Source organism: Achromobacter colocynthidis, from assembly GCF_057334535.1.
This window is the reverse complement of record NZ_JBHFIZ010000021.1, coordinates 90,497-106,258: the sequence shown is the minus strand read 5'-3', so window position 1 is coordinate 106,258 and position 15,762 is coordinate 90,497. Positions and strand designations below refer to the sequence as shown.

The 15,762-nt window shown below is 65.2% G+C and carries 11 protein-coding genes; 5 read left to right on the top strand and 6 right to left on the bottom strand.

Annotation, left to right across the window (positions count from 1 at the left end):
- Nucleotides 1-115: 115 nt before the first annotated feature.
- The 4 genes from ACE04A_RS06630 to ACE04A_RS06615 all read right to left on the bottom strand — a co-directional run bounded on the left by ACE04A_RS06630 (nucleotide 116) and on the right by ACE04A_RS06615 (nucleotide 4,219).
- A complete protein-coding gene (locus ACE04A_RS06630) occupies nucleotides 116-997 on the bottom strand; it encodes an alpha/beta hydrolase (RefSeq protein ID WP_448716075.1) in 882 nt (293 codons plus the stop codon).
- A gap of 179 nt (nucleotides 998-1,176) precedes the next feature.
- Nucleotides 1,177-1,734, bottom strand: coding sequence for a DUF1415 domain-containing protein (locus ACE04A_RS06625; protein ID WP_438858281.1), 558 nt, complete (start codon nucleotides 1,732-1,734; stop codon nucleotides 1,177-1,179).
- Nucleotides 1,731-3,200: a M20 family metallopeptidase gene (locus ACE04A_RS06620; protein WP_448716074.1), complete on the bottom strand. Its 1,470-nt coding sequence runs from the start codon at nucleotides 3,198-3,200 to the stop codon at nucleotides 1,731-1,733. The genes ACE04A_RS06625 and ACE04A_RS06620 overlap by 4 nt, the downstream gene beginning before the upstream one ends.
- Nucleotides 3,201-3,301: 101 nt before the next feature.
- Nucleotides 3,302-4,219, bottom strand: a complete 918-nt coding sequence (locus ACE04A_RS06615) for a LysR family transcriptional regulator (RefSeq protein WP_279994011.1) — start codon at nucleotides 4,217-4,219, stop codon at nucleotides 3,302-3,304.
- 137 nt (nucleotides 4,220-4,356) lie between these two features.
- Here ACE04A_RS06615 and ACE04A_RS06610 point away from each other — a divergent pair, with 137 nt between their 5' ends.
- The gene (locus tag ACE04A_RS06610) at nucleotides 4,357-5,310 is read left to right on the top strand and encodes an alpha/beta hydrolase (RefSeq protein ID WP_448716073.1); all 954 of its coding nucleotides are present in this window, start codon (nucleotides 4,357-4,359) and stop codon (nucleotides 5,308-5,310) included.
- Nucleotides 5,311-5,329: 19 nt separating this feature from the next.
- Nucleotides 5,330-6,313: a Bug family tripartite tricarboxylate transporter substrate binding protein gene (locus ACE04A_RS06605; RefSeq protein WP_438858278.1), complete on the top strand. Its 984-nt coding sequence runs from the start codon at nucleotides 5,330-5,332 to the stop codon at nucleotides 6,311-6,313.
- Between the two features lie 301 nt (nucleotides 6,314-6,614).
- Here the strand turns inward: ACE04A_RS06605 and ACE04A_RS06600 are convergent, their stop codons facing one another.
- The gene (locus ACE04A_RS06600; protein WP_485819968.1) at nucleotides 6,615-8,243 is read right to left on the bottom strand and encodes a methyl-accepting chemotaxis protein; all 1,629 of its coding nucleotides are present in this window, start codon (nucleotides 8,241-8,243) and stop codon (nucleotides 6,615-6,617) included.
- Nucleotides 8,244-8,532: 289 nt separating this feature from the next.
- Here ACE04A_RS06600 and ACE04A_RS06595 point away from each other — a divergent pair, with 289 nt between their 5' ends.
- The gene (locus tag ACE04A_RS06595) at nucleotides 8,533-9,441 is read left to right on the top strand and encodes a LysR substrate-binding domain-containing protein (RefSeq protein WP_259246457.1); all 909 of its coding nucleotides are present in this window, start codon (nucleotides 8,533-8,535) and stop codon (nucleotides 9,439-9,441) included.
- 33 nt (nucleotides 9,442-9,474) lie between these two features.
- Here the strand turns inward: ACE04A_RS06595 and purL are convergent, their stop codons facing one another.
- Nucleotides 9,475-13,524: a phosphoribosylformylglycinamidine synthase gene (gene purL / locus ACE04A_RS06590; protein ID WP_259246456.1), complete on the bottom strand. Its 4,050-nt coding sequence runs from the start codon at nucleotides 13,522-13,524 to the stop codon at nucleotides 9,475-9,477.
- Nucleotides 13,525-13,876: 352 nt separating this feature from the next.
- Between purL and ACE04A_RS06585 the strand changes: the two genes are divergently transcribed.
- Both ACE04A_RS06585 and ACE04A_RS06580 read left to right on the top strand, forming a co-directional pair.
- Nucleotides 13,877-14,410, top strand: coding sequence for a TRAP transporter small permease (locus ACE04A_RS06585; protein WP_259246454.1), 534 nt, complete (start codon nucleotides 13,877-13,879; stop codon nucleotides 14,408-14,410).
- On the top strand, nucleotides 14,407-15,705 hold the full coding sequence (locus tag ACE04A_RS06580; RefSeq protein ID WP_259246449.1) for a TRAP transporter large permease: 1,299 nt from the start codon (nucleotides 14,407-14,409) through the stop codon (nucleotides 15,703-15,705). Before ACE04A_RS06585 ends, ACE04A_RS06580 begins: the two co-directional genes overlap by 4 nt.
- Nucleotides 15,706-15,762: the final 57 nt, after the last annotated feature.

Sequence of the window (15,762 nt, the reverse complement as noted above, 5' to 3'; positions counted from 1 at the left end):
ATGCCCTATATACGTAGGCCCCGGCGAATTGGATTCACCAGGGAAAACCCGTAGCCGCGAGCCCTACTCGCATGCGCGAATCGCATGCGCGACGCGACTGCGCTACTTCAACGCGCTACTTGTCCGATCGGAGCGGCCCACCCGACGGATCCAAGACAAAACCCGCCAAGTCGTCCAGCACCGGCGCGCGCCACCGCAGCGGACGCGCCAGCGCGCCGGCCAGCAGTGCATGCCCCAGGCCGTCGTAACGCACCAGCGTCACGGGCACCCGCGCGGCCTGCAAGGCGGCGGCCAGCCCTTCGGTGTTGCGATGGGGGTCGACGGTGGTGTCGGCCATGCCCGCCATCAGCAAGGCGGGCGGCGCGTTGGGCGTGACGTGGGCAATGGGCTGGGAGTCGGGCGGCGTGCCCGGGAAATGGAACACGGGCTTCAGGCTGCTGGCCACGATGGGCAGGAAGTCGTAGGGGCCGGCCATGCCGATCCAGCCGCGCAGCATGGATGGCGACGCGCCATGGCGTTCCAGCCAGCGCGGGTCCAGCGCGACCATGGCGGCGTTGTAGCCGCCCGCGCTGTGGCCGGCCACGAAAACCCGGCCGGGGTCGCCGCCGTACTGGGCCACGTGTTGCAGCGTCCAGGCGACAGCGCGGGCGCAATCGTCCAGAAAGTCCGGGTAAGCCACGTCGGGGTATAGCCGGTAGTCGGCGATCACGGCCAGAATGCCGCGCGAGGCCAGCGCGTCGCCCACGAACTTGTAGTCGGGGCGCGAGCCATTGCGCCAACTGCCGCCGTAGAAGAACACGACCACGGGCGGCTGCTGCACGCCGGGCGGCGCGTAGATGTCCAGGCGCTGGCGAGGGTCCGCGCCATAGGCCACGTCCGCCACCACGCGGTTGGCGTTGTCGGGCACCGCGCCGTTCAGCACGGCCAGCGGCGAACAGGCCGTAAGCGTCAGCAGCAGCAAGGCCGCCAGCGCGGCCACCGTGGCCGCGCTACGCATGGCGCGCCCGGGCAGAGAGGGAAACGAAGGGGAAAACGCAGAGAAAAATGCCGGGCACCGCCGTCTCCTGTCGCATCAAAGGTGGTTAACCCTCTATACGAAGCAGACGGCGAAATGGATGCCCCTGGATGAACGCCCTGAAGGGGATGCCCTGAAGCGGACGCCCCTGGATCGGAACCCTAATCCTTGGTCATCAGCTTCTTCCAGCCTTCCAGGCCCAGCTTCTTCATCGTGTCGATGTTTTTCTCGTAGATTTCCGAGGCGTCCGGAAACGACTCCACCGCGCGGTCGATGCTGTCTTCCCGCAGCAGGTGCAGGATGGGGTACGGCGCGCGGTTCGTGTAGTTTTCGATATCGTCGACCTGCGTGTCGGCAAACTGGAATTGCGGGTGGAACGTGGCCACCTGCAATTCGCCCACCAGCCGCATGCGTTTAAGCAGGCGGTCGGACAGTTCTTCGAAATCGTTGAAATCCAGAAAATCGTCCAGCGCGTCGGGGATGATCAACAAGGTGGTGTCGATCTTCTCGGGGTCGGTCTCGGCCAGCAGGGCAAGCTCGTCCTGCAAGTCGGTCAGCACCCCTTCGGCGTCGGTGGCGTCGCTGACGGCAAAGCGGATCTGGTCCTTGACCTGAACCGCCTTGGCGAACGGGCAAAGATTCAGGCCGATCACGGCCTGAGTCAGCCAGTGGCGGGTTTCAGCCACCACATTGGCGTAAGCGTCGGAAGTCGAAATCATGCCGGCATGGCCGCCATGGTTTGCGCAACGGCCGCCGTCAGCTTCTTGCCGTAGGGCACGTGCAGGAATTCATTGGGACCGTGCGCGTTGGACTTCGGGCCCAACACGCCACACACCATGAATTGCGCCTTCGGGAAGCCCTTTTGCAGGATGCTCATCAGCGGAATCGTGCCGCCCTGGCCGATGTAGCCGCAAGGCTGGCCGTAGTACTGCTGCGAGGCGACGTCCAGCGCCTGGGTCAGCCAGGGCACGGATGCGGGCGCGTTCCAGCCGGTGGCCGCGCCTTCGTTGGCCTTGAAGATGACCTTGGCGTTATAGGGCGCGTCGGCTTCCAGCAGCTCCTTGATTTCCTGCGAGGCGGCCACGGCGTCAATCAGCGGCGGCAGGCGCAGCGACAGCTTGAACGCGGTGCGCGGGCGCAGCACGTTGCCGGCGCTGGACAACGGCGGCAGGCCTTCGGCGCCGGTCACCGACAGGGTCGGGCGCCACGTGCGGTTCAGCAGCGCCTCTTCGGGCTCGGTCGTCATCGGCAGCACAAAGCCGCCTTCGGCGCCGCAGCTCCAGGGGAACCGACGCCACACTTCGTCGCCCAGAATACGCGCGGTGGCGGTCACTTGTTCAACACGGTCGGCGGGAATTTCGCAATGCAGGCTTTGCGGCAGCAGACGGCCGGTGGCGCTGTCTTCCAGGCGGTCCAGCAGATGGCGCAAGATGCGGAACGACGACGGCACCACGCCGCTGGAGTCGCCCGAGTGCACGCCTTCGTCCAGCACCTGCACTTCCAGCGTGCCGGCCACCATGCCGCGCAGCGAGGTCGTCATCCAGAGCTGGTCGTAATTGCCGGCGCCCGAATCCAGGCACACCACCAGGGCGACGTTGCCCAGGCGGTCGCGCAACGCATCCACATACGGCAGCAAGTCGTAGCTGCCCGATTCTTCACAGGTTTCCACAATGCCCACGCAGCGCGGACGCGGAACGCCCTGCTTGTCCAGCGCCATGATGGCGGTCAGCGAGGCGTACACGGCGTAGCCGTCGTCCGCGCCGCCACGGCCGTAGAGCTTGCCGTCTTCGTACTTGGGGGTCCAGGGGCCGAGACCCGCGCGCCAGCCCGAGAATTCCGGCTGCTTGTCCAGGTGGCCGTACAGCAGCACGGTGTCGCCGTTGTCGCTGCGGGTGGCGGGCGCGTCAAAGAAGATGACGGGCGTGCGGCCCGGCAGGCGCACCACTTCCAGCTTCAGGCCCGAGACCTTCTGCGCTTCGACCCAGGCGGCGGCATCGCGCACCACGCGCTCGATGAACGCGTTCTTTTCCCAGTCGGCGTCAAACGCGGGGCTCTTGGCGGGAATGGCGATGTAATCGGTCAGCGCGGGAATGATTTCGTTGTCCCACTTGTCGTCCACAAAGGCCTGGAGGGCGTCGGGATCAAGGGTGGGCGGCAGTGCGTCGTCGGGGATACGGGCGTTCATGGCGCGGAATCCTGTAGGGGTGCGTGGGGGTGCGGAATGGGGTAATCCGCTATTTTATGCCTGCCGCCGGCAGAGCGGGGCGAGCGGGATGGCGGACGCGGTCAACGCGCCGCATACGCCTCGATGCGCGCCCACACGTCTCGCGCCAGCGACTTGGCGTTGTCCACCGACTGATAGATGCGGATTTCCATGTGGATGTCGTTGCGGGCGCTGTCGGCGCGCACCAGCGTGCCGGCGCGCAGATCGGCTTCGATCAAGGTGTGCGGCAACCACGCCAGGCCGAAGCCTTGGCGCGCCATGGCGTGCAGCGCGTCGGCCAGGTCCGACTCGTACATCGTCTGCAACTGCCCGATCAGGCACAGGCCGCGCAGCTTATCGTCCAGGATGCGGCCCAGCGACATGCTGTCGGCATACGCCAGGAACGGCACCGGCGGGTCCGACGGCAGCTTGGGCACCGCGTAGCGGGGATGGCGGCCGCCCGGCGACACCGGCGCGCTGACGGCCACCAGTTTGTCGGCACCCACCCGACGCCAGCGGTAGCCGGGGTTGTCGATCTTGGCGTACAGCGGTTCGTGCGCGTGGCACAGCAGGAAGTCCACCTCGCCATCCGCCAACATGTCCACGCCGAAATTCAAGGTGGTGGTGATCACCTTGAGCTGGAACGCGGGCATGCCCTGCTGCACGCGCGCCATGACGCCGGGCAGCACCGAATGCGCCAGGGTCTTGCCCGACGCGATGGTGATTTTCCGGTTGCGTTCCTGTTCGGGCTTTTGCAGCGCCTGGCGGGTGTCGCGCAGGATGTCCAGCACGTCGATGGCGGCGGCCAGCATGTTGCGCCCCGCCGCGTTCAAGCTGGACACCTGATGGCCGCGCTCAACCAAGGGCACCCCGGCCCACTCCTCCAGCGCCTTGATGCGGCGTCCGAAAGCCGGATGGGTCACATTGCGCGCCTCGGCCGCCTGAAACATGTTGCGCGACTTGGACAGCGCAACGAAGTCCTCAAGCCATTTGGTGTCCATGGGGTCTCTTTCAGGGGAAGGCGCGCCTGGGCGGGCGGTGATGGGTCTGTGCCGATTCGGCACAGTGGCCGCTCATTTTGCACAAGGCTGATACATCTGGCAACTAACATTTCGGCATCGTTTTCTGGAAGGCGCCGATGTCCGACACCCCCGTCCTGCTCAAATCCATCCGCAGCCATTTCGTGGGCGGCGCCGACGCCGTGGCGGGCGGCGTGCCGATGCAGCAAAAGCAAGTGGTGGACAACGCGCCCCGCCTGATCGACATGAACGGCGGCTACAGCGTCGGCCAGCTTTATGTGCAGGAATACCGGCTGGCCCAGCCGCGCCATCCCTACCCCGTGCTGTTGTGGCACGGCGGCGGCATGACGGGCGCGCAGTGGGAAAGCACACCGGACGGCCGCCAAGGCTGGCTGTGGCGTCTGCTGCAATCGGGCTATGACGTGTTCGTGTCCGATGCGCCCGAACGCGGTCGCGCGTCGTGGGCGATGTATCCGCAGGTGTATGACAGCGCCCCCATCTTCCGGTCCAAGGAAGAAGCCTGGCGCTTGTTCCGCATCGGGCCGGCCACGGGCTATGCCCCCGCCGGCCAACCGCGCCACGCCTATCCCGCGCAACAGTTTCCCGTCGACGCCTTCGATACCTTCGCCAAGCAGTTTGTGCCGCGCTGGCTGACGCATGGCGAGATGGCGCTGGACGCCTACCGGCAACTGCTGGACCTGGCCGGCCCGTGCATCGTCATCGGCCACAGCCAGGGCGGCGGCTACGCCACGCTGCTGGCGCAGGAATACGCCAGCACGGTGCGCGCGGTGGTGGCGCTGGAACCCACCGGCACCCCGGCCACGGCCCAAGACGCCCTGCCCCCGCAGTTGCTGGTCTGGGGCGACCACTTTGGCGCGGACGACACCTGGCAGCGCTACCGCGCGCAGACGGACGCCTATTGGACCGCCCTGCGCGCGGCCGGACAGCACGCCGACGTACTGGACCTGCCCGCCACCGGCATCGCCGGCAATTCCCATTTCTGCATGCTGGATCGCAATAGCGACCAGATCGCCGAATTGATCGTCGATTGGCTCAATCGCAGCCTCGACTAACCTTCGCCTGGAGACACAGATGACATTCAAGAAAACCACCATCGCCCTGGCGCTGCTGACCGGCGCCACGCTGGCCGCCGGCGCCGCGTCGGCGCAACAAGCCGCCTACCCCAACAAGCCCGTGCGCCTGATCGTGCCGTTTGCCCCGGGCGGCACCGCCGACATCATCGGCCGCGTGTTCGCGGCGCAGTTGGGCACCGAGCTGGGCGCCACCGTGGTGGTTGAAAACAAGGCCGGCGCGGGCGGCTCGATCGGCACCCGCTACGTGGCGGATGCCGCGCCCGACGGCTACATCCTGCTGCTGGCCTCGTCCAGCACGCACGGCACGAATCCCGCGGTGTACAAGACGCTGACGTATGACGCCGTGCAGGACTTCACGCCGATCACGCAGTTGGTGACGGTGCCGGGCGTGCTGAGCGTCACCAAGGACTTCCCCGCCACCGATTTGAATGCGTTGATCGCGACGTCGAAGGCGAACCCCGACAAGTACACCTACGCCTCGTCCGGCGCGGGCGGCCTGGGCAACCTGGCGATGGAATTGATGAAGTCGATGACGGGCGCCAAGCTGATGCACATTGCGTACCGTGGCGCGGGCCCCGCGTTCACCGATGTGATCAGCGGCCAGGTGTCGATGATCTGGGAACCCGTGCCGGCCTCGCTGCCGTATATCAAGAGCGGTCAGATTCGCCCCATCGCCATCGCGGCGGATGTGCGGTCGCCGGAATTGCCCGACACCCCGACCTTCAAGGAAGCCGGCCTGCCGCGCTACGAAGCCAACGCCTGGAACGGCCTGCTGGCGCCCAAGGGCCTGCCGGACGACGTGAAGAAGGCGCTGCACGACGCCTCGGTCAAGGCCCTGAACGCCCCCGAAGTCAAAGCCAAGTTGGCCAACCTGGGCGGCACGGTTGTCGCCGGTACACCTGACGCCTTCCAGGAAGTCATCGCCAGCGACGTCAAAAAATGGAAGCACGTCGCGGCGGACGCAAACATCCGCCTTGAGTAGGATGGGTGAAGCGCGGGAACGACGGCAGAAGAACCCCGCCGTTGAACGCGCGCAACCCATCAAGCAGCGGTGATTGATTCATCATCCGGGCCATGTCATCACGGCCCAATGATGGGTTTCGCGCGATCGGCGTTTTCTTTCTGCTGAACGCCCGCGCGCGCTTCACCCATCCTACAAAGTGACACGTAGGATGGGTGTAGCGCGCGAAAGCCAACAAAAGAACCCCACCGCAGATCGCGCGTAACCCATCAAGCAGCCGTGATTAACCACCAATCCCAGCCACACCAAAACAGCCCAACAATCACCCCCCAATCATCACCGGCTCAACACCCCGCCCCAACGCCGGCGCATCCGCATCAATCACCTGCCCACCGGCTTGCAACTTAAACACCGCCACCGCCTCACGCAACTGCTGCGCCTGCGCCTCCAATGACGCCGCCGACGCCGCGGCCTGCTCGACCAACGCGGCGTTCTGCTGCGTCACGCTGTCCATCTGCGACACCGCCTGATTCACCTGCTGAATGCCCTGCGACTGCTCTTCCGACGCGCTGGAAATTTCGTTGATGATGTCTGTCACGCGGCGCACCGACGTCACGATCTCCTGCATCGTGGCACCCGCGGCTTCCACCTGATCCGACCCGATCGACACCTTCTGCACCGACTCGTCGATCAGCCCCTTGATCTCTTTGGCCGCCTGCCCGCTGCGCTGCGCCAGGGCGCGCACTTCGCTGGCCACCACGGCAAAACCCTTGCCTTGCTCGCCGGCCCGCGCCGCTTCCACGGCCGCGGTCAGCGCCAGGATGTTCGTCTGGAATGCAATCCCGTCGATCACGCCCACAATATCCGCGATGCGCTTGGAGCTATCCGCGATGCCGCGCATGGTGCCCACCACGTCGCCCACGGCCTTGCCGCCGCGCGTTGCCACTTCGGACGCCGCCGTCGCCAACTGCGAGGCACTGCGCGAGCTATCGGCGTTGTTCTTCACCGTGGACGACAGTTCGTCCATGCTGGCGGCCGTTTCTTCCAACGATGCTGCCTGCTGCTCGGTGCGCGACGACAGGTCGATGTTGCCCGCCGCGATTTCGCGCGAACCGGTATGGATCTCTTCCACGCCCAGGCGCACGGCCGACACGGTGCGGCTCAAGCTGTCCTGCATGCGCTTGACGGCGGCATACAGCACGCCGATTTCGTTGTTGCCACGTTGCTCGATGCGATTGCTCAAGTCGCCGCCGGCAATGCGGTCGAACAAGCGGCCAGCCTCGTGCAGCGGGCGGAACACCGACCGCGCGAAGATCGCGTACAGGCTCACCACCAACACCGCCACTACCACCAGCAGGCAAATCAGCACAACAATCGCGCCGTTGATGCGCGTGGATGCATCGCGCGCCACGCGCTGGCCGACGTCATCGGCGTAGTCGACGTAGCTCTTGATGGCCTGCGTGAACGCGGTGCCCAGCGGCGTGACTTTCTCAAGGTTCAGACGGCTGGCGTCTTGCGGCTTGCCCGCACGAATCGCCGCCACCATCGGCGCGATCGCATCGCGCTGATAAACGTCATAAGCGGCCAACGCGGCATCGAACAGTGGCTTACCCTGTGCCGACGTCTCGGGCTGTTTGCGCGCCATCTCTATCAAATCAGACGCCCTTTTCGTATAGCCATCCAGGCGCTGCATGCTGGTCAGGCTGTCGATGGACTTTCCTTCCAGCAACGCGCTTTGCGCGGCCAGCAACACCAGGCGGGCGCGCAGCAATTCGGCGCCCGCGCCATCCACTGCGTTGGCACGAACCAGATTGGTGTCCAGCAGCACTTCGATGGACGTGCGGTTGGACGTCAGTTGCTGATGCACGGCTACGCCGGTCAGCAGGAAAAGCGCGAAGAAGACGCCCAAGGCGGTCGTCAGGATTGCGCGGATACTTAAATTCTTGAACATGAAAAGGCCACTCCGGGGTTGCAGTACGCTTCCTCGCTTAACGGCATCTTGCAACGAAAAGTTAAATATCTCAGGGCGTTACAAAAGTTTGACAAGGCGCTTCAGGGCGCGAGGCTAATCGCCCCGCAAGGCCCGCCGTTGCTGGATGTGCGTGATCCGCAGCCCCCACTCCCCTCTACCCCTGCTTGCGGCGTTGAAAAGTATGAACTACGGTCGGTCGGCAATTCAGATGCGAGCAGCCGGGGACCTTTCAGTTAGATCGACTGAGCAATTACGGGGAGGCATCAAGATGAAGTTGCAGCAAGTGTTCGACTTTCTTGCCGTCACGCAACATGGCAGCGTGCACGCGGCAGCCCGGGCCACCGGGCAAACCCAACCAGCCTTAACCAAGTCCTTGCGGCGGCTTGAACGCACGCTGGGGCTGCCGTTGTTCGACCGGCACGCCAAAGGCATGCGGCCCAACGACTACGGCAAACGCTTTCTGCCCCACGCCCAACACCTGGTTCATGAAACCAAGCGCGCCCGCGACACCATGTCGCAAATGCGCGGTGAACGGCTGGGCACCGTGCAGTACGGCATCTCGGCGGCGGCATCCGTGCTTCTATCCACGTCCGCCATCCACCGCTTTCGGCAGCGCTACCCCGAGGTAGAACTCAGTTGCCGCAGCGGCCTCTATCACACCCTGACGCCGCTGCTGCGCGAAGGCCAACTGGATTTCGCCATTTGCTCGCTGAACGCGGACGACACCGATCCGCAGCTCAAGGCGCGCGTGCTGCTGACCAGCCCATTGGTAATGGCCGCCCGTCGCGACCACCCCTTGCGGCAGGCGCGCAGCTTGCATGAACTACGCGAGGCGGTATTCGCGGTGGCGGGGCCGCCCGGCCAACCGGGCGCATCGGTCTACCCCGTGTTCAGCCAAGCGGGCTTGGGTACCCCACGGGTAGACATGCAGACGGATGGCTTGATCGACACGGCCGCGCTGGTGGCGAACAGCGACCGCATGGCCTTGTTGCCCACCGCGTTGATCACCACCGATCTGTGGCGCGAGCAACTGGACATCGTGCCCATTGCCGAGCCCCTGCCCAGTTATGTGATCGGCCTGATCCAACGAACCGCGCAGCCTTTGACGCCGGCGGCGGAAGAACTGTCGACCCAGTTTGAACGCGAAGCCGCCGACCTGCGCACGGCTTCGCCTTGACGGACTAACCTACCGCCCGCGTGTCTGGATGAATTACTTCAGCCAGGCGCGCGCGTTGCGGAAGATGCGCATCCAGGGGCTGTACGCGCCGCCCTTGTCTGCATTGCCCCATTTCTCGGGTGCCCAAGACATCATGACGTTGCGGGTCACGCGCTCGGGGTGCGGCATCAAGACCGTGAAGCGGCCATCGGCCGTGGTGACGGAAGTCAGGCCGCCGGGGCTGCCGTTCGGGTTGAACGGATAGGCTTCGGTGGCTAGTCCACGGTTGTCGATGTAGCGCGCGGCGGCCAGCACGCGGCTGGCGTCGCCTTGCTGCGAGAAGTCGGCATAGCCTTCGCCGTGGGCCACGGCCACCGGAATGCGGGCGCCTTCCATGCCGGCAAAGAAGATGGACGGCGACTTGGCCACTTCCACCATCGACAGGCGCGCTTCGTACTTTTCCGATTGGTTGCGCGTGAAGCGCGGCCAGTGCTCGGCGCCCGGAATCATCGGGGCCAAGGCGGCCATCATCTGGCAGCCGTTGCACACGCCCAGCGCGAACGTATCCGGACGCGCGAAGTACGCGGCGAACTGATCCGACAACTGGCTGTTGAAGCGGATGGTGCGCGCCCAACCTTCGCCGGCGCCCAGCACGTCGCCGTAGCTGAAACCGCCCACCGCCACCAAGCCTTGCATTTGCGCCAGGTCCACGCGGCCGGCCAAGAGGTCGGTCATGTGCACGTCAATGGCTTCGAAGCCCGACGTATCGAAGGCCCAGGCCATTTCCACCTGGCTGTTGCAACCCTGCTCGCGCAGGATGGCCACGCGCGGACGCTTGCCGGTGTTGATGAACGGCGCGGCAATGTCTTCTTGCGGGTCGAAGGACACGTTCGGGCTCATGCCGGGGTCGGTCGTATCGTTCCAGACGTCAAGCTCGGCTTGCGCGCACGCCGGGTTGTCGCGGCGGGCCATGATGCGGTAGGACACTTCGCTCCAGGCGCGGCCCAGTTCAGCGCGCGGCTGGCCCCAGACCTTCTTGCCATCGCGATAGAACTCGACTTCGTCGGCGCCGTTCAAGCCGCCGATGACGTGCGAGTGAGCCGACAGGCCGGCGCCACGCAGCACTTGCATGACAGCGTCGCGTTGCGAGGCCGGCACCTGGATGACGGCACCCGCTTCTTCCGAGAACAGCGCCTTCAGCGTCAGTTCTTCGCGTTGCACCTTCACTTGATCCGGGCGGATCTTGTAGTCGCCCCAATCCGCCGATTGCGGATCGAAGGTCAGCATGTCCAGATTCACCGACACGCCGGTGCGGCCGGCGAAGGCCATTTCGGTCAGCGTGGCGAACAGGCCGCCGTCGGAACGGTCGTGGTAGGCCAGGATGGTGCCGGCTTCGGCCAGCGTGCGGATCGTGATGAAGAACGCGCGCAGGTCTTGCGGCGCGTCGATGTCCGGCACGGTTTCGCCGATCTGGTTGTACGTCTGCGCCAGGATCGAGCCACCCATGCGGTGACGGCCACGGCCCAGGTCAATCAAAATCAGTACGCTGTCGCCCGCGTCGGTGCGCAGTTGCGGGGTCAGGCTGGCGCGCACGTCGGCAACGGGCGCAAACGCCGTGACCACCAGCGACACCGGCGCCACCACCTGGCGCTGCTCGCCGTCCTGTTCCCAGGACGTCTTCATGGACAAGGAATCCTTGCCCACCGGAATGGACAGACCGGTGGCCTGGCACAGTTCGCTGACGGCGGACACGGTGTCATACAGCGCGGCGTCCTGGCCGTCGACGCCGCAAGCGGCCATCCAGTTGGCGGACAGCTTGATGTCTTCCAGGCGCGCCACGTCGGCGGCGGCCAGGTTGGTCAGCGCTTCGGCCACGGCCATGCGGCCGGACGCCGGGGCGTCGAGCATGGCGATGGGGGTGCGTTCGCCCATGGACATGGCTTCGCCACGGAAGCCTTCGTAGTCGGCCAAGGTAACCGCGCAGTCAGCCACCGGCACTTGCCACGGGCCGACCATCTGGTCGCGGCTGGACAGCCCGCCCACGGTGCGGTCGCCGATGGTGATCAGGAAGGACTTGTTGGCGACGGTGGGGTGACGCAGCACGCGGTAAGCAGCTTCGGTCAGGTCGATGCCGGCCAAGTCCAGCGGCGCGGACACGCCCGGCAGGCGGCGCACGTCGCGCGTCATGCGCGGCGGCTTGCCCAGGATGACGTCGATCGGCACATCCACGGGACGCACTTCGGCGTCGCCTTGCGGGCGAATCGTGTCCAGGCCGGGCAGGCCCTCGCCGTCCACCACGCGCAGTTGGCGTTCTTCAGTGGCCACGCCCACCACCGCATACGGGCAGCGTTCGCGGCGGGCGATGGCGTCAAAGCGTTCCAGGTCTTTCGGCAGAATCGACAGGACATAGCGTTCCTGCGATTCATTGCTCCAGATTTCGGCGGGCGACAGGCCCGACTCTTCCAGCGGCACGCGCTTCAAGTCGAAGATGGCGCCACGGCCGGCGTCGTTGACCAATTCCGGGAAGGCATTGGACAAGCCGCCCGCGCCCACGTCGTGGATGGCGATGATGGGGTTGTTCTCGGCCTGCTGCCAGCAGCGGTCGATGACTTCTTGCGCGCGACGTTCGATTTCCGGGTTGCCACGCTGGACGGAATCAAAGTCCAGTTCGGCCGAGTTGCTGCCCATGCTGATGCTGGAGGCGGCGCCGCCGCCCATGCCGATACGGAAGCCCGGGCCGCCCAGTTGGATCAGCAGCGCGCCGGGGGGAATCACGTCTTTATGGGTCAGGCCCGCATCGATGCTGCCCAGGCCGCCCGCGATCATGATGGGCTTGTGATAGCCCCAGCGTGTGCCGCCGGCGGTCTGCTCGAACGAACGGAAGTAGCCCAGCAGGTTGGGCCGGCCGAATTCATTGTTGAACGCCGCGCCGCCGATGGGGCCGTCGATCATGATGGACAAGGGCGAGGCGATGCGCTCGGGCAGGCCGTGGTGGTCGGCTTCCCAGGGTTGCAGCGCGTCGTCAAAACGCAGGTGCGACACGGTGAAGCCGGTCAGGCCGGCCTTGGGCTTGGAGCCACGGCCGGTGGCGCCTTCGTCGCGGATTTCGCCGCCCGCGCCGGTGGACGCGCCCGGGAACGGGGCGATGGCGGTCGGGTGGTTGTGGGTTTCCACCTTCATCAAGGTGTGCACGGTGGTGTCGCGGCGGATGTACTTGGCGCCGTCAGCGCCCTCGCCCGTCACGCCCGGTACGCCGGCCTGGAAGCGCTGCGCGGGGCCGCCTTCCATGATGGCGGCGTTGTCCGAATACGCCACGACCGTGCCTTCCGGCTGCGCCTTGTGCGTGGCGCGGATCATGCCGAACAGCGTGTTGGGCTGCGACTGGCCGTCGATAACCCATTCGGCGTTGAAGATCTTGTGGCGGCAGTGTTCGCTATTGGCTTGCGCGAACATCATCAGCTCCACGTCGGTGGGGTCGCGGCCCAGGTCGGTGAAGGACTTGGCCAGGTATTCGATTTCGTCTTCGGACAGGGCCAGGCCCAGCGACACGTTGGCTTCGGCCAATGCCTTGACGCCATCAGCCTGAACACCGACGGTGCGCATGGGCTTGCCGGCCAGCGTCTGGAACAGCGCCTGGCCGTCGAAGCTGGCGTCAACCACGGTTTCGGTCATGCGGTCGTGCAGGCAGTCGGCCGCGCGCGCCAGCATGGCGTCGTCAAACGACTTGGTGCCGAGCAGGCCGCGTTCGGGGGTGATCACATAGCGCACGCCGCGTTCAATGCGGTGTACCGACGACAAGCCACAGTTGTGGGCGATGTCGGTGGCCTTGCTGGCCCACGGGGAAATGGTGCCCAGGCGCGGAATGACCAGCAGCGACAAGCTCTTGGCGGGCGCGTCAGCCGTGCTGGGCGTGCCGTAATCCAGCAATTGGGTCAGGTGTTGCTGCTGTTCGGCCGTCAAGGCGGCGTCGGTGCTGACGAAGTGCTCGTAGCGAGCGGAGATGTCGGCCACCGGCAGGCCGGCTTCCTTTAGTTGCGCCAGCAGGCGATCACGACGAAAGGAGGACAGGACGGAGGAACCAGGCAGATGCTGAACTAGGGACACGATGCGGGCGCCGTATAAGGATGGGAGCAAAACGGGATTTTACCTGTTTAGGGGGTTTTCCCGGAGCCGTTATTCAAGAAGCTTGCAAAGCCCTTGTTTTCCCTAGTGTTACAAAAGAATTCTGACGACGATGAACCAGGATGGTGCATAGCAATATCGGCTTGAAGCCACGGTGTCATCGCGAAATATCCAGCGTCTTACCGCCGCGCCACAGAATCGTCTGACGCAATGCAGCATGTTGTTGTCGCCCCGCACCACGGGAAAACACGAACACCCTCGCCCCAAGGGCGACGGTAGGATGCAGCGACCCAATTCATAAAGCGGGCCCCGCGCCCAAGCCGTCGCCGCACCCATGTCCCGCCCTGAAGCCTCCGTCGAGCCCGTCGAACCGATCATCCCCGTTGAACCCGATCCCGCCGTAAAGGTGCCGCTGGCCATTGAAGAATGGCTGGCCGTGATTCTGCTGGCGACGCTGGCGCTGATCACCTTCGCCAACGTGCTGGTGCGCTATTTCACGGACCAGTCGTTCGCCTGGACCGAAGAAATCTCGGTGTTCCTGCTGATCGTGCTGACCATGGCGGGCGGCAGCGTGGCGTTCGTGCGCAACCACCATATCCGTATTGAGATCCTGGCGGATTCGGGTTCACCGCGCCGCCAGCGCATCATGGCCTTGATTTCCAACGGATGCGTGCTGGCGTTCTTCGTGCTGCTGACCGTGCTGTCGGTGAAGCTGGTGTCGGACGAATTCATGTACGAAGAAACGTCCCCCGCGATCGGCGTGCCCACTTGGTGGTATTCGATCTGGCTGCCGGTGATGGCGGCGGCAATCTCGCTGCGCACCTTGGGCATCATCCGCCGCATTCTGCAGAGCGCGGGCAAGCCATGATTGTGTCGCTGCTGTTCATTGTCTTTGTCGTCCTGATGTTGATCGGGGTGCCGGTGGGCGTGGCGCTGGGCATCGGCGGCACCATCGCCATCGTGCTGTCCAATCTGGACACGCCCTGGTATGGCTTGTTGGCCGTGCCGCAGAATTTCTACGCGGGGCTGGCCAAGTACCCGCTGCTGGCCATCCCCATGTTCGTGCTGGTCGGCTCCATCTTTGACCGGTCCGGCGTGGCCAAGCGGCTGGTGGATTTTGCGATTGCCATTGTGGGCCGTGGCCCGGGCATGCTGCCGCTGGTGTCGATTGCGGTGGCCATGTTCCTGGGCGGCATCTCTGGGTCTGGCCCGGCCTGCGCGGCGGCGGTGGGCGCGGTGATGATCACCGCCATGTCGCGCGCGGGCTACCCGGGTTCGTTCTCGGCGTCGGTGGTGGCGGCGGGCGCCGCCACCGACATCCTGATTCCGCCGTCGGTGGCGTTCATCATCTATTCGGTGCTGGTGCCCGGCGCGTCCGTGCCCGCGCTGTTTGCCGCCGGCATGATTCCCGGCCTGCTAGCGGGCTTTGCGCTGATCATTCCGGCCGTGTGGTTATCGCGCAAATACAAGATGGGCGCGCTGGAATCCCATCTGCCGCGCCCGCCCTTCTGGGCCAGCCTGCGCGATGCTTCATGGGGCTTGGCCGCGCCGGTGCTGATTCTGGGCGGCATGCGCCTGGGCTGGTTCACGCCTACCGAGGCAGCGGTGGTGGCGGTGTTCTACGGCTTGTTCGTGGGCGGTTTCATTCACCGCACCATCAAGCTGCGCGACCTTTACACCATCTTGCGCGAAGCGGCCGAACTGTCCGCCGTGATCATGCTGGTGGTGACGTTGGCCGGCATCTTTGCATGGGCGCTGTCCACGCTGAGCGTGATTGACCCGATCACCAACGCCATCGTCAATTCCGGCTTGGGCGAATGGGGCGTGCTGTCGCTGTTGATCCTGCTGCTGATGACAGTGGGCATGTTCCTGGACGGCATCTCGATCTTCCTGATTTTCGTGCCGCTGCTGATGCCCATTGCCAATGCCTACGGCTGGGATCCGGTGTGGTTCGGCGTGGTGCTGACCTTGAAGGTGGCGCTGGGCCAATTTACCCCGCCGCTGGCCGTGAACCTGATGGTGTCGTGCCGCATTGCACGGGTGCCCATGGAGTCCACGGTGCGGTGGGTGGTGTGGTTGCTGGCTTCCATGTTCCTGGTGCTGGTGGCGGTGCTGGTGTTTCCGCAACTGGCGCTGTGGCTGCCGCATAAGTTGGGTTATTGATTTGGATTATTGAAGCGAAAGCAGGTCCGTAACGATCTTGATTACAACAATAGACAC